Annotated in this window: 16 protein-coding genes; 11 read left to right on the top strand and 5 right to left on the bottom strand. The window is 43.5% G+C overall.

The window, feature by feature from the left end; genetic code table 11:
- Positions 1-45 precede the first annotated feature (45 nt).
- A complete protein-coding gene (locus EOD41_RS13385; protein ID WP_127705719.1) occupies positions 46-360 on the top strand; it encodes a hypothetical protein in 315 nt (104 codons plus the stop codon).
- A 6-nt stretch (positions 361-366) separates the two neighbouring features.
- Here EOD41_RS13385 and EOD41_RS13380 read toward each other — a convergent pair whose 3' ends face one another.
- Positions 367-1,347 carry an acyl-ACP desaturase gene (locus tag EOD41_RS13380; protein ID WP_127705717.1) on the bottom strand — a complete coding sequence of 327 codons (981 nt, stop codon included), beginning with the start codon at positions 1,345-1,347 and terminating at the stop codon, positions 367-369.
- A gap of 528 nt (positions 1,348-1,875) precedes the next feature.
- On the opposite strand from EOD41_RS13380, the gene EOD41_RS13375 reads away from it, so the two are divergent.
- The 4 genes from EOD41_RS13375 (at position 1,876) to EOD41_RS13360 (ending at position 8,782) form a co-directional block, all read left to right on the top strand.
- Positions 1,876-3,222, top strand: coding sequence for a sensor histidine kinase (locus tag EOD41_RS13375; protein ID WP_127705715.1), 1,347 nt, complete (start codon positions 1,876-1,878; stop codon positions 3,220-3,222).
- A 15-nt stretch (positions 3,223-3,237) separates the two neighbouring features.
- On the top strand, positions 3,238-5,322 hold the full coding sequence (locus EOD41_RS13370; RefSeq protein WP_127705713.1) for a cellulose biosynthesis cyclic di-GMP-binding regulatory protein BcsB: 2,085 nt from the start codon (positions 3,238-3,240) through the stop codon (positions 5,320-5,322).
- 65 nt (positions 5,323-5,387) lie between these two features.
- Positions 5,388-7,232, top strand: coding sequence for a glycosyltransferase (locus EOD41_RS13365; RefSeq protein ID WP_127705711.1), 1,845 nt, complete (start codon positions 5,388-5,390; stop codon positions 7,230-7,232).
- Positions 7,229-8,782: a hypothetical protein gene (locus EOD41_RS13360; RefSeq protein ID WP_127705709.1), complete on the top strand. Its 1,554-nt coding sequence runs from the start codon at positions 7,229-7,231 to the stop codon at positions 8,780-8,782. Before EOD41_RS13365 ends, EOD41_RS13360 begins: the two co-directional genes overlap by 4 nt.
- Before the next feature lie 12 nt (positions 8,783-8,794).
- Here EOD41_RS13360 and EOD41_RS13355 read toward each other — a convergent pair whose 3' ends face one another.
- Positions 8,795-9,679, bottom strand: coding sequence for an AraC family transcriptional regulator (locus EOD41_RS13355; RefSeq protein WP_127705707.1), 885 nt, complete (start codon positions 9,677-9,679; stop codon positions 8,795-8,797).
- 242 nt (positions 9,680-9,921) lie between these two features.
- Between EOD41_RS13355 and EOD41_RS13350 the strand changes: the two genes are divergently transcribed.
- The 3 genes from EOD41_RS13350 to EOD41_RS13340 are packed head-to-tail and all read left to right on the top strand — an operon-like array spanning position 9,922 to position 13,211.
- Positions 9,922-11,580 (top strand): UxaA family hydrolase, encoded by a 1,659-nt coding sequence (locus EOD41_RS13350; protein ID WP_127705705.1) that lies wholly within the window; start codon positions 9,922-9,924, stop codon positions 11,578-11,580.
- A 9-nt stretch (positions 11,581-11,589) separates the two neighbouring features.
- Entirely contained in the window at positions 11,590-12,426 is an 837-nt protein-coding gene (locus tag EOD41_RS13345; protein ID WP_127705703.1) for an amidohydrolase family protein, read from the top strand.
- A gap of 2 nt (positions 12,427-12,428) precedes the next feature.
- Positions 12,429-13,211 carry an L-fucose dehydrogenase gene (locus EOD41_RS13340; RefSeq protein ID WP_127705701.1) on the top strand — a complete coding sequence of 261 codons (783 nt, stop codon included), beginning with the start codon at positions 12,429-12,431 and terminating at the stop codon, positions 13,209-13,211.
- Positions 13,212-13,222: 11 nt separating this feature from the next.
- Here the strand turns inward: EOD41_RS13340 and EOD41_RS13335 are convergent, their stop codons facing one another.
- Positions 13,223-13,555, bottom strand: coding sequence for an L-rhamnose mutarotase (locus EOD41_RS13335; protein WP_127705699.1), 333 nt, complete (start codon positions 13,553-13,555; stop codon positions 13,223-13,225).
- 198 nt (positions 13,556-13,753) lie between these two features.
- Here EOD41_RS13335 and EOD41_RS13330 point away from each other — a divergent pair, with 198 nt between their 5' ends.
- From EOD41_RS13330 to EOD41_RS13320, 3 genes are read left to right on the top strand one after another with little or no spacing between them, the layout of a single operon-like run.
- The gene (locus EOD41_RS13330; RefSeq protein WP_127705697.1) at positions 13,754-21,658 is read left to right on the top strand and encodes a gliding motility-associated C-terminal domain-containing protein; all 7,905 of its coding nucleotides are present in this window, start codon (positions 13,754-13,756) and stop codon (positions 21,656-21,658) included.
- The gene (locus tag EOD41_RS13325) at positions 21,655-22,653 is read left to right on the top strand and encodes a PorP/SprF family type IX secretion system membrane protein (RefSeq protein WP_127705695.1); all 999 of its coding nucleotides are present in this window, start codon (positions 21,655-21,657) and stop codon (positions 22,651-22,653) included. The genes EOD41_RS13330 and EOD41_RS13325 overlap by 4 nt, the downstream gene beginning before the upstream one ends.
- Positions 22,654-22,664: 11 nt before the next feature.
- Positions 22,665-24,635 (top strand): OmpA family protein, encoded by a 1,971-nt coding sequence (locus EOD41_RS13320; RefSeq protein ID WP_127705693.1) that lies wholly within the window; start codon positions 22,665-22,667, stop codon positions 24,633-24,635.
- A 90-nt stretch (positions 24,636-24,725) separates the two neighbouring features.
- On the opposite strand, the gene arsB is transcribed toward EOD41_RS13320, so the two are convergent.
- Together arsB and EOD41_RS13310 are read right to left on the bottom strand one after the other, a co-directional pair.
- Positions 24,726-25,793, bottom strand: coding sequence for an ACR3 family arsenite efflux transporter (gene arsB / locus EOD41_RS13315; protein WP_127705691.1), 1,068 nt, complete (start codon positions 25,791-25,793; stop codon positions 24,726-24,728).
- Entirely contained in the window at positions 25,793-26,206 is a 414-nt protein-coding gene (locus EOD41_RS13310) for an arsenate reductase ArsC (RefSeq protein ID WP_127705689.1), read from the bottom strand. Before EOD41_RS13310 ends, arsB begins: the two co-directional genes overlap by 1 nt.
- Position 26,207: the final 1 nt, after the last annotated feature.

Here is a 26,207-nt window from a genome sequence, read left to right as displayed (position 1 = left end):
CGGCGATGCCGTTTTACCAATGTACTCAAAGTTATAAATGCCGTTATGAAAATTGTACCTGTAATAAAAAATATCACCTTTGATGACCTTTATAATGTGCTGCGAAGCGAGCTGAACCCCATATTTCAACAGCGCAGGCTGCAGGATATCATCTTAGATGTTATAAAAGAAGGGGATACTATAAAAATACTACAGCCGAAACTATATGAAGATTACTTATATAAGCTGATATGGAAAGGCAATACCCTTGAAGTACACGAAAGTGAGCATTATGTCGACGACATCAACGCGCTTACCATTGGCGGTATTTTAGATGAATTGTTTATAGAGCACCTGGGCGCTACCGCGCCGCAGATATAAGAGAATTTAACCGTTTATCCAGCTGAATTTATACTCCAGCATCGGGTTTTTCATCCTATCGGCTACACGAAGTAAGCGCTCAGGAAGTTTCATAATATAATCACGGGCTTTTTCAGCTTCCTCGTTAAGGCCTGATACGCTTTCAATATGCCAATCTTCTATAAGTTCTTTCAGAATGTCGACGTAGTCAACAGCGGTATAAATGCCTAACCTTTGCGCTGCATCAGTAAAGTGACCAAAGGTTTGACCAATTTTAAGGCCTACTTCGCGCAGAAAATGAGCCGGCATCACGATCTTCTTACGCATCATATCTTCAAAGGCAAGCATGGCTTCGCTGGCGTCAACTTCAAAAATCTTTTCAATAAAGTATTTGTAAGCTTTAGCATGACGAGCCTCGTCAGACGCAATTACACCGCACATTTTTGATAACAGGGTATCGCCGTATTTTTTTGCCTGTGATGCTACCCTGCGGTGCGATACGTTGGTTGCCAGTTCCTGGAAGGATGTGTAAATAAAGTTACGGTATGGATCAGTTCCGGTGCCAATATCAAAACCATCAGCAATTAAATACTGCGTTGATATTTCCATCATACGCATATTCACCCGGCCTGACAGATACAAGTATTTGTTAAGCAGGTCGCCATGGCGGTTTTCTTCGGCAGTCCAATAGCGGGTCCATTTCATCCAGCCACCTTCTTCGTCTTTTGAAACGCCTTCAACCATGGTTAGCCATGATTCGTAAGTAGGCAGGGCTTCCTCAGTAATGGTATCCCCAATCAGTACAGCAATCAAATCGTATGATAAACCTTCAGCGCTTTCCTGTAATTCTTTTATCTCATTAAAGAAAGTATCTCTTGAAGAGTCCGGCAAAAAATCAGCCGGCTGCCAGATGGTGTCAATCGGCTTCAAAAAATCATGCATCTTTTCAAGCATGTATTTTTCAATATGCGTCATAACTTCCCGTCTTTTTTCTTCAAAGAATTTCATAGTATTTTTTAAAATGCAAAGGTAATCATTTGTGCTTTACTTATAATATCAAATTAAGGGTTTATGACCAATGTCACCTTTAGGCTTTTTCAATTTAACCCCTATATATAATAATTGTTCACATAAAAATTCCACATTATAGTTTATGCGCAGGAAAAATATTCCGCACAATATGGAAATGGCACCCCACTTAAATTTAGAAGGGTTTGGTTCATAAAAAATATTTACAAACAGTTTTTAAGTGTTTTGCTTGTGTAATTATTCGTAATGCCAGCCGAAAGCTTATTTATAAAAGCTTATTTAATCACTAAAAACATTGTAAGCATTAAACTTCATGGAAGTTATGATCATGCTTTTAGCATAACTTAACATTTGGTTTACTTTTTGCAAATGAGGATGTGAAATCAGCAGTGTTAATAAAATTAGCTTACCCTTTGTTTTAAAAAAATTAATTTTATTGCACCACTCTGTCGTTTGTACTATATAATTTAAACTAAACCGATTACTTCATAACCCAACATACGAAGAATGTTTATTCAAATTAGTAAGGAAGAATTTCTTAAAGAAACTTTAAAAAAAGGGTGGTACCAAACCAATAACATCATATGGACAACCATTTTCCTTTATCCTTTGTTTAGTATTATTGATTTTATTTATGCAAACGAGATATGGGTGAATTTCCTTATCGTGCGTATTACTTCGGCCTTTGTTATTTATATATTATATACCTACTTCCAAAAGCATAAACAAAACTACCGCCTGCTGCTGCATGCCAGCATGTTAATTTTATCGGTAACTATGGCTGTTTTGTGCAATCTGGTACCGGTTGAGGCATTGAACATATATTTCGTGCTTTATGGTATGGTGATCCTGTTTTTTAACCTGCAGGTATTTTGGGAAGCTATCAACTCTATTCTACAATCGTTACTGGCTATTTTGCTGCTGGCAATATTTTTCAATGCTTTAAGCGAAAATAGCCTTGATATTGTAATTGCCAATGGTGGTACGCTTTTTTTCATCATTCTGTTTATTTCGTGCCTTATACCGCATGCTCGTTATAAGGTAATGACACGTGAAGTACGTTCACAGATACTGATCGAGAAATCAAACGAGCAGCTTAAAGATCAGTACCGCGACATCAATGAAAAAAACAACATCATTGATATGCAGTATGAGCAGTTACGCAAGCTTGACGAGCAGAAGAACAGCTTCATTAATATTGCCGGCCACGATTTGAAAAACCTTATCGGCTCAATTATCATGAGCAATAACATGGTGAAGGATGAAGATTACCGCTTGAGTAACGATCAGAAAGAATTTGTGGGCTACATAACTGAATCGGCCGAGAAAATGCAGTATCTGCTTAACAAGCTGATGGATGTTAAGGAGATCTCATCGCCCGAGATCAAATTTAACATGGAAATATTTGACGCCAATGCCGAAGTTCAGTATGTGTTTAAAGGCTTGGTTGAAGTAGCTCAAATGAAGAATATTCATTTAATTGACAATATTTTAAAGCTTCCGTTGAATGTTAAGCTCGATAAAGTATTCACTGGTCAGGTGTTCCAGAACCTGTTATCAAATGCTATTAAATTTTCACAAACCAATAACAATATAAAAGTAGTTACCAGCCTTCAGCGCCAGCGTTTTGTGCTGGAGATTATTGATGAAGGTATTGCCATTGGCCAGGAAGAGCTGGATATGATGTTCAATAAGCTGAAAACGCTTAATGATGTATCAGACGCTAAAGAAAGCCGCCTTGGTTTGGGCTTGTCTATCGCCAAACTGATGACCCAGGAAATGGGCGGCGAGCTTACCTACCGCAGCGACGAGAACGGTAATTACTTCAGAGTAGAATTTCACGTTATAAACTAATATTTACGAAACCCAATGAACAGACTGTTTACCTTATTAGTGCTTGTACTATTAACGAAGGCGTCATTTGCACAAACCAGCAGCATTGTGTCCTTCAGGTCAATGGGGCACAGCGATAATGCTATTATGGGCATGAGCGGCGCTACCTCATATTATTTGAGGATAAGCCCTTTAGTTCAGCTTAATGGCAGTAAGCTTGTACTTTATTTTGAACCTTCACAGGCCCTGATAAAAGAAAGCTCATTTATCAATATCCTGATAAATAATCAGGCTACTTATAGTGCGCGCCTAACCCGGGATTCACTGCAAAAGATCACTATTAATCTTTCGAATGCCGATTTGTCGCCTGATAAGTTTTTGAAGGTGCAGATAAAAACCTTGCTTACCATAAGCAATGATAAGTGCCGTGATTTGGATAACCCGGCTATGTGGGTTAAAATAAAAGGTAATTCATATCTGTCGTTAATAAAAACGAATAAGAATTTTTTTAATAACGTAAATATCAGCAACTCATTTGAGTCGAAACGTGCAATTGTATATCCTAAGAATCCAAGCCTGCAGGATCTTAAAGCTGTGGCCTGGGCATATGCCAGATTAAAACGTACATCGAGCCGTGAAATTTACGTGTATGAAGCAGGCACCTTGCCCGATAGTATAAAAAACTACATTGTAGTTGGTGCTATGGGGTCGTTAAGCAGTGATGAACGTAACCTTATTAAGGTTAACCCGCAAGGTAATCAGGGTTTATTATATCTGCATAAATCGATATCAACTACAGTTGATACGGTTACCAACCTGGTTGATGTGAAGGGTAAGCTTGTTCCGGTACGCTCGGTAGTAACCAATATTGATCCGAAAGAGGTGCTGTTTGTTTCAGGTGGAGATAACACGGGTTTTGATAAAGCCATCACGTCATTGGGTAATATGAATATCCTCAATTCAACGTATGGTGATTACCTGGTTATCGACAAGGCTGAAAACCACTTTTTTGCTAATCTTGACGAAAGTCGTTCAAAACTTACGCTAAAGCAAATAGGTGGCAGCAGCAGTTTCCTTTCAGGTATCGGATCATTAAAAACTTCGTATAACTTTAAAAACAGTGATTTTAGCTTTACGCCAAAAGAAGTCGAAATACGTTTTGTAGGTATTTACAGCGCGCTTAACCCTGGCGATAGAGGCTTCTTTAATATCTATTTGAATGGTTTGCTCATCAGCAGCGAAAGGCTGGGCGCATCAGGTAAGTTAAATACTGCTGTAACTATTAACCGTTATCAGCACCATAAATACAATACTTTGGAAGCCGAATTCAGGTTTTATCCAAGCAGCGGAAATTGCGCTAACAGTTTTACCAATTTCTTTTGTGAAATAGATGTTGATAAATCATACCTGGCATCAAAAAATCCGTTTATCACCAGCGACTTGAGCTTCTATCAATATCCTGAGGCATTTAACAGCGGTACTACTAAGCTTATTGTAAGTCGTGATTATGCCAAACACGCTGCAGCCGCATTAGGTGAGATTATTTATGAGCTTAACAACAACATTAACGCAAATAACTTCCCTGAAATAGTTTATTCAGACCAGATTCAGGGCGGAGATTTGAAACAGAATAACATCATTGCATTGCTGTCATACAATGATCCGTTAATGAATGAGTTTCCTGACGCACCTATAAAGTTTAATCAAAAGTTCAGGCTATACAACGCCGATAATAACAAGGTGGTTTACTCACTTTCGGATAGCGTATCAAATGGTTTGGCGCAGATATTTTACGGACGAAGCAATAATGCCACGCTGGTATTAACTGCTACCGGCGCTCATCCGGCGAAAGCGTTCCTGTCAGTATCACGCTCTATTACCGAACAGCTTTCAACATTATCAAGCAACGTTTGTATATCTGATATTAACAACAATAAATATCTGTTTAATATCAATAAATCAAGCGAGAACCTTGAGTATGTAGATACCAAGAGCGGCTTAGCCAAATTCTGGGATAACTACAATCTGTATATCTTGCTTGGTATTCTGGTGCTGATACTGGTATCGTTCCTGTATGTGCGTTCACGTGTACAAAGCTCGCAAGACCTGTTTAACGACTAATTACATTAAACTATCACCGTGTGCCGCAAGCGCATGGTGGTAGTCAATAAAATATACCGGGATAAATGAGCGTTTCCATTCCTGAACTTTTAATAAGCGACGGCTTTATTACACACGGCGACAGGCAGCGCATTGATGAGATATGCGTTAACTTAGGGCAGTCGTTTATAAAAGTGGCGCTTAACTTTGGTTTTATTTCGCGTAAAAATTACGAGCGTTCACTAACAAACGCCGGTTATGTTTTTGAGGAGATAAGGGAACAAGAGTACGATGGTGATATACTGTCACAAATAGAGCTAAAGTTTTCTAATGATCATCTTGCTTTGCCCTTAAGGGCCGAAAACGGTAAGATGGTTACGCTTATGGCCGACCCAAGCAACGAGCTGTTCAAGGATTTTATCAAGTTCACGTATGATATGGAACCCGAGATCATCCTCGCGTCCGATCTTGACATTACCTGGATGAGCCATCGCCTGCTTGGTGAGCGTTACGTTAAGTCGGCGGTATTTGAGCTGCTTAACCGCGATGCAAAAGCATCGGCACTGGTAACCTTTACTATGCCTCAACTGATCTTCATTTTTGTAATGATCGGGTTGATCACATCAGGCTTGGTGCTCGATTTTAAGAACACCTCCATCATCCTGAATGTAATTGTAAGCACCTTCTTCCTGGTGGCTATTACTTTTAAGCTGTTTTTGGCTTTGGTGGGTTCAAGGTTTGAACTGCACCAGGCGGTAACCAATCAGGATGTGCGCGAGGTTGTGGACGACGATTTGCCTGCCTATACCATTCACTTGCCGGTGTACAAGGAAGACAAGCTGATTAAAAAATTGGTTTGGAACCTGCAAAGCCTTGACTATCCACGTGAAAAACTGGATATCAAGTTACTGATAGAAGAGGACGACGACAAAACGCTGAACGCAGTGCGCAACCTTGACTTCCCTGCGGTGTTTGAGGTAATTGTGGTGCCGTTCCACATGCCTAAAACCAAGCCTAAAGCATGTAACTATGGTTTGCACTTTTCACGAGGAAAGTACCTTACCATTTATGATGCGGAAGATATTCCGGATACCGATCAGCTAAAAAAAGTAGCGGCTTTGTTTGATAAGCTGCCATCAAACTATATATGCGTACAAAGCGCGCTGAACTACTTCAACCGTAATGAGAATTTTCTTACACGTATGTTTACGCTTGAGTACTCGTACTGGTTTGATTATATGCTGCCGGGCCTTGATACCTTGGATATTCCGATCCCGCTTGGTGGTACAAGCAACCACTTTAAAACCGAGAACCTGATAGGTCTCGGCGCGTGGGATCCGTTCAATGTAACTGAAGATGCCGACCTTGGTGTTCGCGCTTATGAAAAAGGCTATAAAGTGGCCATTATCAACTCAACCACTTACGAAGAAGCCAATAACGAACCTTTTAACTGGATACGCCAGCGCTCACGATGGATAAAAGGTTATATGCAAACTTACCTTGTGCACATGCGTAACCCTGTCGATTTGTATCGCCGTATTGGTTTAAAGGGTGTGCTGGGATTCAGCTTCTTTATAGGTGCAACACCATTTACGTTTTTGGTTTACCCGTTTTTGCTGCTGGTGTTTATCTGCTACATGGTGTTTGATCTGTCAACCATACGTACGCTGTTTCCTGACTGGGTATTGTTCATGTCGATATTCAATCTGATAGTTGGTAATATCCTGATGATCTATGTAAACATGATGGCGGTATTCAAGCGCCGCTTTTATGATTTGATTTTATTCTCAATTGCCAACCCTGTGTACTGGCTAATGCATTCTATTGCATCATACAAAGCGCTGTACCAGCTGGTAGTAAAACCATTTTATTGGGAAAAAACCAATCACGGCCTTAGTAAAACGCATAACCCGGTTAATGTTGTATCATGAGGAAAAGATCAACATACATAATTCTGATAACTATTGTACTGGCTATATATTACCTGGTGTCGGGCATTTATCTGAACAGGCTTGGCTATTTCAATTCTGAAACACTTTTCTATATCGAAAAAGCGCGGATAATATTTGATGGCGTAGGCAATCGCCTTAAAGTAATGGGTCTTACCGCGCCTATTTTGCCCTTTTATGCCACGTTTATATTCACCTCTATTGATTATGTGCTGGCGCCGGTAATAGCATCGGCAATTGGTACCGCGCTATTGTTTAACCTAATGGTAAATACTTTGCTGCGCGATTCAAAAGATGATTTTTACCTGGCTATCCTGCTGGCAATCTTCCTGTTTCATCCGGGGATGTTATATACAGCCATATCAGGAAAAGGTATTTATTTGATTTTGATATTCTTTTACCTGTTCTTTTTAAACCTGTTTAAGTTTTACCGGTCGAGCACAACGTTCCATATTTCGGTTGCCAGTATATGTTTAGTAATACTTACTTTTTGCGAGTATAAGTTCATCTGGCTTACGTTATTCTTTATCCCGCTTGTGTTATCGATCACTATAAACAGTTTAAACCTGAGTGAGCGGGAATCAATATTCAGGCTGTTCCTCAGCTTTAATAGTCCTTCGCTGCGCCGTAAACTGGTTAACAAAACATTCGCATTGTACATGCTTATTTTCATATTGCCTGTTATTTCGGTAGTGTGTTACAAGCTGCTTAACCTGATACATGCCAACGATCTTAACTACTTTATTGAAAGCCCTTACGCCAGTTGGAGTGTGTTTGTTGATAATTTGAACTACAACATCTCAACTTCTACTTTCAGCCAGAAAGTGCCTGATATGTCTGTCCTGTTATCAGCAAAAATACTGTTGTATTGCCCCTTGATATTACTGGCGTTATACCTGTTCAAAGAGCATACTTATCAGATATTAACCATTTTAACGCCGTTCGCGCTGCTTGAGTTTTTAAGGGTAAAATATGAACGATCATACCTGTCTCATGAGTTTTATTTGATATTTGTGATATTGGCGTTATTATGTATCATCTTAAAGGCGCAAAATTTTTCCAATCAAAAGCTTTTCAAAATCATGTTATCTTCAGGAGTAGTTATCCAATTATTTACTGGTTACTATGCCCTTAAACATTCGCAGGTTGAGGATGAGCGCGACTTTATGAGCATATTACTAAAGCCTGAAGTTAGCACACAGCAGGATGACAACCGCGATCTGGCCAACTACATAAACAGTCTGCCTGATGATTCGCGGGTAATGATTGATGATGCCATAGCTTACCCGATAGTGGCATTTATACATAATACCAAAAAGCTTATTATGCCTTATCAGGAGAAGTATTTAACAGCCGTTGAAGCGCCACGCGATGCTGTTGATTATATGCTGGTAGCAACTACAAAAAATCCTGTTTCGGGATATACGCAGTTAAACCCACTTTACCTTGAAACTGTAAAAGCGAACGACGCGAGCGTAAGCCTTAAGCGGATATACGAGGATGATCACTGGATGCTTTACCGTATCGACTGATTAATGCATTTATTAATTCCCATGATTATTTTCCATCAAAAATTCTTTCTGGTAGCTTAACGGGCTTTTCCCGGTGATGGATTTGAAAAACTTATGAAAACTGGCGAAGTTGTTAAAGCCGCTTTCGTAGCATATCTGCTTTACGTTTATGCGATTTTCAATGAGTAGCTTACAGGCATTACCAACCCGTATTTCGTTAATGAATTGCGTGTAGGTTTTACGCGTTTTAGATTTAAAGTATCTGCAAAACGAATTCGGGCTAACGTTTGCCACTTCGGCTATTTCGTTAAGCTTGATCTGGCTTTTGTAGTTAGCTAACGAATATTCATAAATAGCGTTGATCTTATCTTTATCAGTATCTTCAAAATTGTGATGAAATACCATTGACGATAAATGATTGTACTTGCTGTGTTGTCCAATAGCTGCAAGCGCTTCCATCAAAAGAATAATCCTATTTAGTCCTTCTGCATGTAACAACGAGTTTAGTATGCCGGCAATATGGCTTTTTACTTTGCCTTTTACTTGGATGCCGCGTTTGGCATTTTCAAGCGTGCTTTTTAGCAGGGTAGTTTCAGGCAGGTTAAGAAACATATCACCCCAAAAATCAGCATTAAAATGCACCACTATCACATCAGCGGTAGCTGTTACATTGTCCTTAAAATACACATCGTCAAAACGCCAGTAATGCGGCAGGTATGAACCAACCAACACCACATCGCCTGATTGGAAGTGCTGTACACTGTCGCCTATGAACTGCGTGCCGGCTCCCTCTTTAAAATAAATCAGTTCAACTTCAGGATGATAATGCCAGTGATTATTAACATACGGAACCGTATCACGACGTACGCTGAACGACTGAGAGACATTAGGAATAACTTTTAGTAATTGGGGTTTCATCAAAAAAGTATAACCGTATTATCAAATGTAAATTAATTCAGGCTTATTTACAAGATATTTACTTTAATGGTATCAGTTGTGTCAATAGCGTTGAATTGAAGCTGTTATAGGCTAATTGCGCTGAACGATTAGTATATTCAATAAAATATAAGCCGGTGAAAATTTCTTTTTTTTGATAGTTGCTTTATCTGCCTTAGTCAACCAAATGCAGGTATAATAAGCAGTTCGTTATAAGCCACATAATGTCAAACACAAAGCATACTTTTTTACAAATACACCAGCGGGATAATGTGCTGGTAGCGCTTGATGATCTTGCAAAAGGTACAACCATTGACTTCAATGGTGCTCAGTTCAATTTGCAAACCGACGTGCCGTCAAAACACAAATTCACCATCAGTGCTTTGCGCACCGGCGAAGAAATATTTATGTATGGCGTGCTGGTAGGCGTGGCTGCGCAGGATATTGAACAGGGCAGTATGATAACCGTGGATAATGTACACCATGCGGCTGATGATTTTAAACTGGGTGAGCGCAAAACCGAATGGCACAAGCCGGATGTAACCAATTTTGCAAACAGGTCGTTTTTAGGGTACCACAGGGCGGATGGCTCAGTAGGTACAGCTAACTATTGGATAGTTGTACCGCTTGTTTTTTGCGAAAACCGAAATGTAGATGTACTAAAGGAAGCGCTGATAGGTAAGCTTGGCTTTAAAAAAGCGAAAACCTATGAAAATGAAGTTGACGAATTGATCAGCCTGTATAAAAACGGTAAATCGGTTGAAGAGATATTAAATGTGGAACTGCAGCAGTCATCGGTGGTAGCCTCAAACAAAGTATTCGAAAATGTTGATGGCATTAAATTCCTGAACCATGACATGGGCTGCGGTGGTACACGTATGGATTCGGACGCTTTATGCGGACTGATTGCGGGGTATATAACACACCCTAACGTAGGCGGTGCAACCATCCTTAGTTTAGGTTGCCAGCATGCGCAGGTTAGTATATTGGAGAACGAGATAAAAAAACGTGATCCAAATTTCAATAAGCCGCTTGTAGTACTTGAACAGCAGAAAATAGGCACCGAGAGCCGGTTGCTGCAAATGGCGCTAAAACAAACTTTCGCCGGACTAATTGATATAAACCGGAATGAACGCCGACCTGCACCGATATCAAAACTGTGTATAGGCTTGGAATGCGGTGGATCTGATGGTTTTTCGGGCATATCGGCCAACCCGGCGTTGGGCTATCTGTCGGATGTACTGGTAGCGCTTGGCGGCAGCGTAATTTTAGCTGAATTTCCGGAGCTGTGTGGCGTTGAACAGGAAATGAGCGACCGTTGTGTTGATGAGAATACAGCTTTGCGGTTTATGCAGTTGATGCGTGATTACAACGCACGCGCCGAGGCCGACGGGTCGGGCTTTTACGCAAACCCTTCGCCGGGAAACATAAGGGATGGACTAATCACCGACGCCATTAAATCAGCCGGAGCAGCTAAAAAAGGCGGCACTTCCCCGGTTACTGATGTGCTCGATTATCCCGAAAAAGTAACCAAGACCGGACTTAACCTGCTTTGTACCCCCGGCAGTGATGTAGAAAGCACTACTGCCGAGGTAGCGTCGGGTGCTAATATTGTGTTGTTTACAACAGGGCTGGGCACACCAACCGGAAATCCGGTTACTCCGGTAATAAAACTTTCAACCAATACAAGTCTTTATAACCGTATGCCTGATATCATCGATATTAACTGCGGTACCATTATAGAAGGACAGGAAACCATACAGCAAGCAGGTGAACGAATACTGAACTATGTTATCGATGTGGCAAGCGGTGTGGTGCAGCCTAAATCGGTACTGCTTGGTCAGGATGATTTTATACCGTGGAAGCGAGGCGTTTCTTTATAGATATTAACTATGTATAAAATAGATTCGCATCAGCACTTTTGGCAATACAATCCGGTAAAAGACAGTTGGATAACCGATGAGATGGCTGTCCTGAAAAATAATTTTTTACCTGCTGATCTTAAGCCTGAGCTCGAAAGTCATGGTTTTGAAGGGTGCGTTACTGTACAGGCTGGGCAAACCGAAGACGAAAGTTTATTTTTAGTTGAACTTACCGAGCAAAACTCCTTTATAAAAGGTGTAGTAGGATGGGTTGACCTGGTTGCGGAAAACGTTGAAGAGCGGCTGAATTATTTTTCACAGTATGAAAAATTAAAAGGTTTCAGGCATATATTACAAGGCGAAACAAACAGGGCGTATATGCTGCAGCCTGAGTTTAAACACGGAATTGCTAAACTCAAACAGTTTGATTTTACATATGATATTTTAATTAATAATGACCAATTAATTTATATAAGTGAATTTGTCGACTTGTTTCCTGATCAGCTTTTTGTGATTGACCACCTGGCTAAACCAAACATTAAAGCAAAGGAAATAGAAGAGTGGAAAAAGTATATCATCGAAATAGCCAAACGGCCGAATGTTTACTGTAAGGTATCGGGCATGGTAACTGAAGCCGATTGGGCTAACTGGCAGCCTGCCGACCTGCACCCTTACCTGGATGTGGTTTTTGAGGCGTTTAGTGCGAAGCGTGTAATGTACGGGTCCGACTGGCCGGTATGCCTGCTTGCGGCGACATACAGTCAGTGGTATGAAACAATAGATGACTATTGCTCACGATTGTCGGAAAGTGAACAGGAATTGTTTTGGTCGGGTAACGCTATATCATTTTATAACCTGAAAAATTAAAGATGGATCTGCATTTAAAAGATAAAGTAATAATAGTAACAGGTGGAGCCAAGGGCATTGGTGCTGCTATAGTTAAATTGCTGGCAAGCGAAGGCGCTATACCGGTTATAGTAGGCCGCAACGAAGCGGATAACATCAAGCACATGGAAACGGTTATTGCCGAAGGCGGACAATGCTTTCAGGTGGTTGCTGAGCTAAGCGACCCGGGTAGCAGTGAACAGGCGGTAAATAAGGTGATTGGTCAATACGGAAAGATAGACGGATTAGTAAACAATGCAGGGGTAAACGATGGCATTGGTTTGGAAAAAGGCAGCTACACAGGTTTTATGGAAAGCCTGCATAAAAACGTAGTGCATTATTACCTGATGGCTCAATGCGCTTTGCCTCATCTCAAAATATCAGGTGGCAGTATAGTTAACATATCATCAAAAACAGCGGTGACAGGGCAGGGAGGCACATCAGGTTATGCCGCTGCTAATGGCGCCCGCAATGCGCTCACCCGCGAATGGGCAGTGGAACTTTTACCTTATAATATACGTGTGAATGCAATAATAGTAGCAGAGTGCTGGACGCCACTGTACGAAAGTTGGATAAAAACATTGCCAAACCCTGAAGCCAAACTTGCTGATATAACTTCTAAGATTCCATTAGGCCAACGCATGACGGAAGCTGATGAGATAGCAAATACAGTAGCGTTTTTATTGTCTGATCGTTCTGCGCATACAACGGGTCAGTTACTTTATGTGGATGGCGGTTATGTGCACCTTGACAGGGCGATCTCGTAAGCCGCTTTTTTTTACTGCATATCAAATATCTTGTTCATCAATACCCACTTCACACCATCGGGCGCTGTTGGTAGCGGCTGCTGAAGTTTCAGCATTAATGTTTCCCATTCCTGCACTTTTAGATTGGCAGCATCCATAGCGGCTTTTTTATCAAAGCTGAAAGAATCATCAGTGTCCATAATCATAAACAGCCGGGTTTCCCAACGGTATATCTCCATAGAGGTTATGCCTGAACCTTTTATACTGTCAATTATTTCAGGCCATACTTTTTGATGCCAGGCTTCATATTCAGCAATTAATGCAGGATCATTCTTCAGGTCGAGGGTTAGGCAATACCGAGTCATTTGTAAATTGACGTTTTTAAAAATGAAGCCGTAAAATACAAATACTGCGGTAAAAATGTTTGAGTTGTTTAAGGTGATTTCAATACAAATATTCAACCTGAACAATGTGAATAAATGAGGAAAAGCTGCACAAAGTGAATGCAAACTATGCTATATAATGCTGCGTAGATAGGTCATAATACCTAAATACACATACTTATGAGCATTTCTACCCTTATCAAAAGGCACATCCCAATCCTGCTGTGTCTGCTCTTGTTTACATCAATCAAAAGTTATGCCCAACGTATTTATGCTAATGAACAGGACAATGGCCGTTCGGGCTTAGTATGCGTTAACTGTGTTGTAAACGACGCTTCGAATGCCGCTGACGGCAATCCGCAAACGCGTTCTCAAATAAACGTTGTTGTAGGCGTTGGTGCGCAAACGTGGCAGGAAGTAATTTTTAGTGGCCCGGTAAAACCGGCAGCTAATACACCTGTCCGTCTTAAACTTGGTACTGGCGATAACCTTGCCGACCTTACAGTTCTCGGGTCGGTTTCCATCAGGGCCTACAACGGCGATAGCCCTGTTGGCCCGTCGTACAGCTTAGGTACGTTAGTTACCGCTGCCAGCAACAACAACCAGGTTGATGTAGGCATAACGCCGGCTCAAACTTACGACCGTGTGCGGATAACCCTTAACGGCGGGCTTGTTGGCGCATTAAGCAGCCTGTATGTTTATGAAGCATATTTTAATGGCCCCGGTCCGGTGGCGTGTAATACAGCTATTGATGAGTTGCATGGTATATCGCCGGCACTGCTCAATTTAGGTGTTGACATTGGCGGCGTTCAAAACCCGCTTAATGCTATCGACGGTAACATTAATACAGCCTCAAGGCTAAATGCCGGCGTGGCAGCTGTTGGTGCATATGCGCAGCAAACAGTGATTTTCCGGTCACCATCAGTAGTTGGCGACTCAGTAAGGCTGACATTCGCTATTCCGCAGGCTTTGCTGGATGCAAATGTTACATCACGTATAGAAGTATCTACAGCCCGGGGAAATTTCAGTAATAACGACACCCGGTCTTTAACCTCATCATTATTAACGGTACGCCTGCTCGATCTTGAAGGAACAAGAAGGCGCGTTACAGTAGCATTTGCGCCTGCAAGCGTTTTCGACAGGGTGCAGGTGCGCCTTGGCGGTGGTATCGCCAATGTGCTTACATCACTTGATTTGTATGAAGTGCAGCGGCTGATAGCCCGTCCGGTGATCAGCTATAATAACGCCGCAATTACAACCGGTAATGTACAGGCCTGCGCCGGAAGCTCGGTTACGTTAACAGCTTCATCAACAGTGCCCAATACCACCTTTACCTGGTATGATGCGGCAACGGGTGGCAATGTGGTATCAACCGCGGCAACGTATACCACCCCGGTTTTAAACGCCAGTACAACATTATACGTTGCAGCGAGCCGTCCGGGTTGCACTGATCAATCAGAACGTACACCAATCACCATAACTATAAATAATGTTCCGGCGGCGCCTGCGGTAAGCAACCCGACAGTTTCGGTTTGTCCGGGGCAGCAGGCCACATTTACAGTTCAAAATACTCCTGGTATAACCATTCGCTGGTACACTGCCGCAACAGGCGGTACACCGGTATTTACAGGAAATACTTTTACAACCGGCGCCCTGACAGCAAATACAAATTATTATGCCGAAGCAGTGGCCGGTGGTACTTGCGTAAGCACTACACGCACAGAGGTGACAGCTCAGGTTAGTCCACTTCCGGCAACGCCATCATTAACCGACGCTTCGGTAACCATTTGCGAAGGTGAAGTAGCTTCACTTTCGGTAGCATCACCTGTTGCTGGTGTTGTGTACAGATGGTACACTGCCCCTACAGGCGGTACACCGGTGTTTACGGGCAGCACTTTTACAACTCCCATATTAACGGCTAACAGAACCTATTATGTTGAAGCTGAAAACACTACCGGCTGTACCAGTGCTGCGCGTGCTACTGCTACGGTAACGGTAAATCCGCTGCCGGACGATCCTGAACTTGCAGCTAACAGCTTAACTGTTGATGCAGGCCAAACCGCTACCATTAACGTAAGCAATGCACAAACAGGTATCACTTACAACTGGTACACCTCGGCTAATGCCGGTACTGCGGTACACACAGGCAACAGTTATACCACACCTGCTTTATATACCAACACAACTTATTATGTTGAGGCAGTGAACGCTGCAGGTTGCGCGTCAGAAAACCGTACGGCGGTTAATATCAGCGTAACCATTAACTATAATTCGCCGTGTACTTTTGCCAACGAGCAATCAAGCAATATTAACGGCTTATGTATAGGTTGCGGCGTAACCAACCGTAACCTGGCCATTGACGCCGACACCACAACCTCATCACGCATAACAGTTGTGGCAGGATTACTTGGCGGCTTTGCTGAGCAGGAACTTCGCTTCCAGCAGCCGGGCTTGGCAGGTGATACTGTAAGGTTTGTGATACAAACGCCTGTTGGTTTGGCAGATGCCAATATTGCCGGAAGAATTGAGATCGCCTTATATAATGGTGCTACCGAAGTAGTACGTTATTCAGCTGATGACGCTTTGGTAAAAGTGCGTCTGCTTGGCGGAAATAACCGCTATGCCATAATGGTACCTGCAACTGGTAACTACGACAGGGCTACCATCAGGTTAAACTCCGGCGTGGCAAGCCTGCTATCCTCAGTAAACGTATATTATGCTGTACAGCAATTCCCTGCACCGGTGTTCAACAATGCCTCGCCTGAAATTTGCGAAGGCAGCACCGCGCAGATCAACATTACATCACCTTCAACAGGAAGTACATTTACCTGGTACGATGCACCAACCGGCGGTAATGTAGTTTATACCGGTACAAACTTTACCACTCCTGCGCTTACCGAAACTACTACTTATTATGTAGAAAACAGCCGTAACGGTTGTTCGGGAAGTCAGCGTTTCCCTATTCAGGTATTGGTAAATGATCCGCCTGCCGCGCCTGTAGTTACACCGGCAAGCGCTGCTATTTTCAGCGGGCAGACAGCCACCTTTACCGCATCGGCAGGAAACAAAACAACCATACGCTGGTATGACGCCGCTACAGGCGGTACGTTAGTACATACAGGCAACAGCTTTACTACTCCGGCGCTTTCGGCCAATAAAACTTATTATGCCGAATCGTCAATAGGCGATTGCATTAACCCAACCCGTACACCTGCTCCTGTAACTGTTACCGCGGTAACCATACCTGATGTGGCCGTAACTCCGGCAACTCAAGATGTAAATCCGGGCGAATCAGCTACGCTAACCGCTTCGTCAACTACTCCGGGTACTGTATTTAACTGGTACACCACTGCTACCGGCGGTACCAGCATTTTCACCGGCCCGGTATTTAATACTCCGGCTATGTTTGACGACGAAACATATTATGCCGAAGCAGTTGTAACCGCTACAGGCGCACGTTCAGCTACAAGGGCATCAGGCGCAGTAACAGTTAATGAACTTGCAGAAAACCCAGTGCCATGCGACGCTGCCATGAGCCAGACAACCGATATTAACGGATTGGTTTGCCTGGGCTGTAGTATAGCCAATGCTGGTGGCGCCATTGACGGCGACCGCAATACATTCTCAAGAATCAATGTTCCGGTAGGGCTTGCAAATGCCTATGCGCAACAAACATTACGTTTCCCGAACACTGGTCGTGCAGGCGATAGCGTAATTGTCGACCTTGGTATATCGGGCGCATTGGCTAACGTAAATGTGTTATCACAAATCGCGATAGCAACCTATAATGGCAATACTTATAATAACGACCGCTTTACCATTAACGGATCATTAATAAGCATCCGCCTGCTTGATGGTACCAGCCGTTTCAGGGTGGCTTTTGCTCCGCAAGCGAATTTCGACCGTGTGGAGATCAGGCTGAACTCGACACTTGCCGGAGTATTCAACGCATTGAATATTTATGCGGCATCACAATCAGTCGCTGCTCCTCAGGTAGCTTCTTCAACTGTAACTACTTGCCAGGGCTCGCAGGCAACACTAACTGCTAATGTTCCTGATAATGTAACCGTTCGCTGGTACACCAGCCCAACAGGCGGTACCCCGGTATTAACCGGCAGCACGTTTAACACACCTGTGCTAAATACCAATACCACTTATTATGCCGAAGCAAGCCGCACATCAAGCAATTGTGCTCAAACAGTGCGCACTCCGGTAAATGTTACGGTAACGCCTGCACCTGCCGCGCCGGTGGTTACTACGCCAACTGTAACCGTATGCTTGGGCGAACCTGCAACCTTTACAGCACAGGCAGTACCCGGCGTAACTTTCAGATGGTACGAAACAGCTACAGGCGGTACTCCGATATTTACAGGTGCAAGCTTTACCACACCCGATTTGACAGAAACCACCTCATATTATGTTGAAGCAACCGCAGGTACTTGCGGAAGCTCGGCACGTACACAAGTAACCGCTAATGTTGCTACTACCCCGTTGGTTCCGCAAGTATCGCAAACACCTGTGGCAACCTGTTCGGGTTCATCAGCGGTGTTATCTGCAACATCAACCCAGCAGGGTGTAACCTTCAGGTGGTACACCACACCAACCGGCGGTACACCTGTGTTTACCGGCGCGCAGTTCACTACTCCTGAACTTACTGCCGATGCAACTTACTATGTTGAGGCGATGCTGGGCAACTGTACAAGCGCAACCCGCGCTGTTGCAGAAGTAGATGTAAATCCTACTCCGGCTAACCCAACTGTAACGGTTAATCCAGCCGGTGGTCAGGTAGCGGCAGGACAAACTGCTACAATTACAGCAACATCAACCACAGCAGGCGCAACCTTCAGGTGGTACACCACTCCAACAGGCGGTACCGCAATACATACCGGTGCAACGTTTACTACACCTGCACTGTCATCAACCACAACATATTATGTTGAGGCGAGGCTGGCATCAACCGGTTGTACCAGCGCGAGCAGAACACCGGTTACAATTACTGTCAATCCTGTATTTTCTACCGATTGTGATTTTGCTAATACGCAAACTACAGACGTTAATGGCGGCCTTGCTTGTATAGGCTGCAGCGTTACCGGTGATGATAACTCGGTTAACAGCGATACAACCGATTTTGCACGATTGAACTTACCGGTAGCGGTATTGGGTTCATACGTATCTCAAACATTAAGGTTTCCTAACGGAGGCATTGTTGGCGATACAGTAACTTTGAAGATACGCATACCGGTTGCTTTGATATCAGCCAGCGTGCTCGATCGTATCCAGATTGCCTCATATAATGGCGCTACCTACAACGGCGACCGTACTAACCTTAGCAGCAACCTTATCCGCCTGCAACTGCTTGGCGGGGGCGAAACTGCTTATGTACAGTTTGCTCCGGTTGCAGCCTTTGACAGGATTGAAATCCGCCTGAACAGCGTTGTCCTTGGCACATTCAACACACTGGATATCTTCTATGCAAGCAACCAGGTTGAACAACCGCAGGTTGATGCTACTACAGTAAATATTTGCTCAGGCAGCAACGCTACATTCACCGTAAGCAATCCGCGTGCGGGTGTTGTGTACAGGTGGTTTGATACCCCTACAGGAGGTACGCCACTGTTTACCGGCACCAGCTTCATTACAGATGAGCTTACCGCGACTACTACTTTCTACGTAGAAAGCATGCGCGATGCCAACGATTGCCCTAACCCGAACCGTGTCGCGGTAACTGCAAATGTTACCGAAACACCAAATGTGCCAACGCTGTCGCAAAACAGTGCTACCGTTTGCTCGGGCGAGAGTGTAACCTTCACTGTCAGCAACGCGAATGGTGGTACTGTACGCTGGTACACCAGTGCAAATGGCGGTACTCCGGTATTTATAGGGGCGAGCTATACTGTATCGCCGGTTAGCAATGCTACTTACTATGCCGAAATATCAAATGGTACATGTACAAGTCCAAGCCGTGCAACTGCTACGGTAACGGTTAACCCGCGTCCGGCAAGGCCAAACGTACAGGCAGCTAATGTTCAGATATGTTCGGGCAGCACAGCCGTATTACGTGTGCAAACACCACAAACAGGTGTTACTTACACCTGGTACACCGCTGCAACAGGTGGCACAGTAGCCGGCACCGGTGCTGAATTTACTACCGACCCGCTTACCGCAAGCACCAGCTACTTTGTTGAAGCATCAAATACAACTACAAGTTGTATAAATAACAGCGGTCGCCGCAGGGTGGATGTAACAGTAACTGCTACTCCGGCCGCGCCAACGCTAAGCGCTACCTCAACCACCGTATGTAACGGCGGTGATGTAACTATCAGCGTGACCAGTCCGGCTGCAGGTATTACCTACAGGTGGTATACTGATGCAACAGCCGGCACACCGGTATTTACCGGATCAACCTTTACTGTTGATAATGTAACCGCTGATGCTACTTATTATGTTGAAGCCGTAACCGGCGGAGATTGCGCAAGCAGTACCCGTACGCAAACTACCATTACTGTACAGCCGGTACCTGATGCACCTGATGTTGAACTGGCAGGCGGCGGTACCAGCGTTTGCGAAGGTTCATCAGCTACGCTTAATATTATTAATCCTCAATCGGGGTTAACTTACCGCTGGTATAGCGCGGCAACCAATGGCACGCTGCTATTCACCGGTACAAGTTATACTACCGGCCAGATAACCTCATCAACAACCTTCTATGTAGAAGCAATGGGTAACACAGGCGGTTGTACAAGCAGCACACGTGCGTCGATAACCGTAAATGCCACTGAGTCGCCGGCTACACCGGTAATTACAGCTGCTGATGTGGAAGTATGTACCGGAAGCACTGCTACGCTATCTGTCGCTTCTCCTGTTGCAGGCGTAACCTATAACTGGTATGCTGATGCAGGCCGCACGAACTTATTGGGCAGCGGCAATACCTTTGAAACTCCGGTTATCAATACCAGTACAACCTTTTATGTAGAAGCGATGGCCGGTGAGTGTGTGAGCAACACTACAGCAATCGTTGATGTAAGCGTATCAACACCGCCATCAGCACCTGTGGTGGCCGACGCTAACCCAACAATATGCAGTGATGAGCCGCTGACATTAACCGTAACCAATCCTGATCCTGAACTTACCTACCGCTGGTACTCAAATGCCACTGGTGGTACAGCATTATCTACCGGAATAACCTATACAGTTACCATTAATGCTGATGCAACCTACTATGTAGAAGCAGTTAACGCAACTGGCTGTACTTCAACAACCCGCACAGCGGTTACTGTAACGGTTAACCCAACGCCACAAGCGCCTGAGCTTAGCACTCAGGGTATGACTATCTGCCCGGGCAGCACCGCTACTTTATCGGTAACCGCGCAGACAGGCGTAACTGTTAACTGGTACGACGCCGCTACAGGTGGTAGCCTGGTTGCAACAGGCAACAGCTTTACTACGCCGGTACTCAATACAGGCGCTACGTATTACGCCGAAGCGGTATCTGACGACGGAGGCTGTGCCTCGACCGTACGCACAGCGGCAGTAGTATCCATACTGCAGCCGCTTGAAGCACCTTCGGTAACCGTAGGCGGTACTACAACCACCTCGGTAACCTTTACCTGGAACAATGTTACAGGCGCGGTTAGCTACCAGATAAGTACCGATAATGGACAAACCTTTACCGATGCAGGCAGCGGCACCAGCTACACTGTATCAAACATGCAGCCTAACACCGAAGTATCCTTAATTGTGCGTGCCGTTGGTAATGCCGATTGCCAGATGAGTGCAAACTCTAATACAGCTACAGGCTCGTCAACAGCAAACGGTGTAATATTCGTTCCGAACGCCTTTACACCAAACGGCGACGGCAATAATGACGTGCTGTATGTGTACTCTTCAAGCATCCAGTCGCTCAATTTCTATGTGTACGACCAGTGGGGCGAACTGGTGTTCCGCTCAAATAACCAGGCTAACGGATGGGACGGTACATACAAAGGAAACCGTATGCCGGTAGGCGTATATGTGTACTACATGGAGGCCACAACAACCGATGGCCAAAAAGTTAACAAAAAAGGATCTATCACTCTACTACGATGAAAAAACTAACTCTAATAATGGCTGTGCTGCTCCAGATGGGAGCGGCCGGCCGCTTACAGGCGCAAATAGACCCGCATTTTTCGCAATACTATGCTTATCCGCTATGGCTTAATCCCGCTTTAACAGGCGTTATTAACGGCGATACCCGTGTAAACGGCAACTTTAAAAATCAATGGGGAAATATTGATAATGGTTATAAAACAGGTGCTTTGTCTGTCGACCATCGCCCTACCGATAGAGCCTCAATCGGCCTGAATATCCTTAATCAGGCAGCAGGCAGCGCGGGCTACAATTACTTTTCAGCTTATGGATCGTTCGCTTATTCAATCACCGTATCATCAGACGGAAATAAAAAGCTGAATTTCGGATTACAGGCAGGGGTGATCAATCGCAGCTTTGACGCAAGCCGCCTTCAGTTAGGTAGCCAGTATGATCCGCTGCTGGGCTATAATCCTAACATGCCAAGTATGGAAACTTATGCCAGCAGTAACGCAACCATATTTGATTCGGGTGCAGGTGTGTTCTACTATGATGGCGATCCTTCAAATAACGCTAACTTTTTTGGTGGTGTTAGTGTAATGCACCTTGTGCGTGGCCGCGACCCGTTTGCATTTGAAGGTATCAATTCAACATTACCCATGCGCTACAATGTGCATGCGGGTGTGCGTATAAAAGCAGGTGAATCGTTCGACCTGATACCTCACGCTATCTATGTAAGGCAGAATAAAAGCGAAATCAAAGCCTTTGGCGCATATTCCGAGATAAAAATGATGAATGATAACGGTTTGATTTTAGGTGCTATGTACCGCGTTAATGATGCTGCTATAGCCAATATCGGTTACCACGTTAACAGCTTTATCATCGGCGCCAGCTACGATTTCAATACCTCGGCGCTTAATCAGGCAACCAATAGCAGGGGAGGTATCGAATTGTCGTTAAGCTATGTATTTCGTAAACGCATACAAGGCCCTGAGCCAATTTGTCCGCGACTTTAAACTTTACAGGTATGAAAAAATTAATATTTACGCTATACTTATTAGCCCTGCTTATACCTGCTTTTGCGCAGTTTAGCGGAGATGATACAAAAACACTTGGCGACAGGGCTTTTAAAAATAAGGATTACTATGAGGCGGCTTATTATTATAAAAAAGCGGCTACCGGGATGAATCTTACCGACGATAAAGCCATACCTTTTCAATCGTCGCCAAAAGCAGAGAAATCACGTAAGGATGATGATAAGGCGTATATCAGTTATCAATTGGCCGATTCCTATCGTCTTTACGAAAATTATATCGAAGCCGAACCATGGTATGCCCGGGTGTTAAATGAAGGTTATGAATCAAAGTATCCCCTTGCAAGGCTATGGCATGGCGTGTGTCTGCGTGCTACCCAGCACTTTGACGATGCTATAAAAGAATTACAGCAGTTCACGTCAAGCTACAAAGGCGAAAGCAGATACCTGGAAATAGCTAACAAAGAAATAGCTAACTGTAATTTTGCCAAGCAGCAATACCAATACCCTGTTCTGGTTGACGCCGCTAAAAAACAGAGCAACTGGAATTCTGACGGATCAGATTATTCGGTAATAAAGAAAGATGGCAACTACTGGTTTACCTCATCACGCTTTGCAAAGGATGACAAGAAGCATATCAACCGGATTTATTCAGCAGGTAACGGCACAACCAAACCGCAGATCATCATTTTTAATAATGATAAAGATAGTAACATTTCTGAGCTGGAGTATGGTACTCCCTCGTTAAATCCGGGAGGTAACCGCATGTATTTTACCCGCTGGTATAAAGAGGGCAGTAAAATAACGCATGCCATTTACGTCGCAGATTGGGTAAACAACGCCTGGAGTACTCCTAAAAAACTTAATGCCAACGTTAATGCCGAAGGTTTTAATACTATACAGCCTTTTGTTACGGCTGATGGCAAACAGCTGTATTATGTATCAAACAAACCCGGCGGACAAGGTGGCGATGATGTCTGGGTGAGTGATTTAAGCAGTGATGGAAATCCTATAAATTCACGTAACCTGGGTGCTGCTATAAACACAGAGTTTAATGAGCAGGGGCCTTACTTCGACATAAAAAATCAGCGGCTTGTTTACAGTTCAAAAGGTTTTTTAGGATTAGGGGGATATGATTTGTTTGAAAGCTGGAATAAAAACGGCAAATGGACCACACCAAAAAACATGGGTTATCCGGTTAATTCAGCAAAAGACGATCTGTATTATATGCCTGATGATGAAAAAGGGGAGAAGTTCTTTATCAGTTCAGACAGGGAATCAGATTGTTGTTTAAACATCCTTGAGGCTTATAACAAGCAATATATTTTTTCAGGAATTGTAACAGATTGTGACAACCAAAAACCTTTGGCCAACGTAAAAGTAACTTTCATAGATTCACTATCTAAAGAGGTGCTGAAAGAGATAACAACAGATGCGAGTGCAAGGTATGCGTTCAACGTAACTACCCGGCGTCCGTATAACTTAAAATTGGAAAAGAAAGGATACTTTACCAAAGTTGTACCGGTGCCGTCATCAGGTAATATGCGCGGTGATACGCTGTTTAATCCTGACATCTGTTTACAGGCCTTTGAGGTGGATAAGCCGATAGTGATACAAAATGTATTGTACGATTTTGATAAGGCTACGCTTAGGCCCGAATCAAAAACGCTGCTTAACGGGCTTGTAGCCATCATGAATGATAACCCGAAAATACGGGTGGAACTTGCTGCCCATACAGATTCAAAGGGTAGCGATGCCTATAACATGAAGCTGTCGCAAGAAAGGGCAAAAGCATGCGTTGATTATATAATATCAAAAGGAATAAGCAACAGCCGTATTTATGCTAAAGGCTACGGTGAAACAAGGCCGATAGCGCCGAACACGTTGAAGAACGGTAAGGATAACCCGGCCGGTCGTCAGCTTAACAGGCGTACAGAATTTAAAGTAGTTAAGATAGAAGAATAAGATCTTTTAAGACCTTTCTATATTGTTTGAAATATAGGGTTTAGTGTGGCTGCCATAATAGTTATGGCAGCTTTTTTTATTTATTTGTCATTACGCCGTTTTGAAGTACATTTTTCGTAATCCCAACGCAACTTTTACCAACAGTATCAAGGCGGGCACTTCAACAAGCGGGCCAATTACTCCGGCGAATGCTTGCCCCGAATTAATGCCAAAAACTCCTATTGCGACGGCAATGGCCAGTTCGAAATTATTGCCTGCAGCAGTAAAAGCAATTGCGGTATTTTGTGAATAATCTGCACCAAGCCATTTTCCTGCAAAAAAGCTTACTAAGAACATAATTGCGAAGTAAAGGAGTAGTGGGACCGCTATGCGGAAAACATCAAGTGGTAATTGTACAATTAATTCGCCTTTAACACTAAACATTATCAAAATAGTAAACAATAGTGCTGTCAACGTTATTGGAGATATGGCAGGTACAAATTTGGTTTGAAACCATTTTTGGCCTTTTAGTTTGATAAGAGTATATCGGCTAATAATCCCCAGCGCGAAAGGTACACCAAGATACAAGCCTGCACTCTTGGCAATTTCATTAATAGAAATACTTACATTGATTCCTTTTAATCCAAATATTGGTGGAAGTACAGTAATAAAAATATATGCATATATGCTGTACAGCAATACCTGGAATATACTGTTGAGGGCTATAAGGCCTGCAGCATATTCACGGTTACCTTCTGCAAGTTCATTCCACACAACTACCATGGCTATACATCGGGCAAGGCCAATTAATATTAGCCCTGTCATGTATTCAGGATAGTCGTGTAAAAAAGTAATAGCAAGTAAAAACATCAATAACGGTCCAATTACCCAATTTAGGATTAAGGAAACGCTTAACACTTTTATGTTGGAGAATATTTTGCCCAGCGTTTCGTACCTTACTTTAGCCAGTGGCGGGTACATCATCAGTATTAACCCAATGGCAAGCGGAGCATTGGTTGTGCCATTGGAAAACGAATTTATAAAGCCTACCGACGACGGCATAAAATATCCCATGGCAATCCCGGCAGCCATGGATAAAAATATCCAAAGCGTAAGGTAGCGGTCAAGAAAACTGAGCTTTTTCTTTTTGGCAGCAGGCACACAATTATTTACAGTCATTATAAGTGTTTGCTAATAAATTCCGCAGAAAATATTTTTATCATCTCCCTAACCTTTCTGAACTCATCCATTATCTCTTCCTCGCAGCCGGTGGCCTTGGCCGGATCAGGAAAATTGTAGTGTGTCCGTTCTGCACTGGATGGAAAATAAGGACAACGTTCTTTAGCATTGTCGCATACGGTGATGATATAGTCAAAAGGTATGTTGACATATTCATCAATATTATTTGACGTATGTGCCGATATATCTACCTCATCCTCAGCCATTACTTTAATAGCCCGTGGATTTACTCCATGCGTCTCTACACCGGCACTGTAAATATTAGCCTGCCCATCGGCATACAATCTTAAATAACCTTCAGCCATTTGGCTGCGGCAACTGTTGCCGGTACATAACACCAGTATGTTTTTCATA

This window comes from Mucilaginibacter limnophilus, assembly GCF_004005815.1.
GTDB lineage: Bacteria > Bacteroidota > Bacteroidia > Sphingobacteriales > Sphingobacteriaceae > Mucilaginibacter > Mucilaginibacter limnophilus.
Note: the sequence above shows the minus strand (reverse complement) of the source record. Positions and strands in the feature narration are given on the sequence as shown.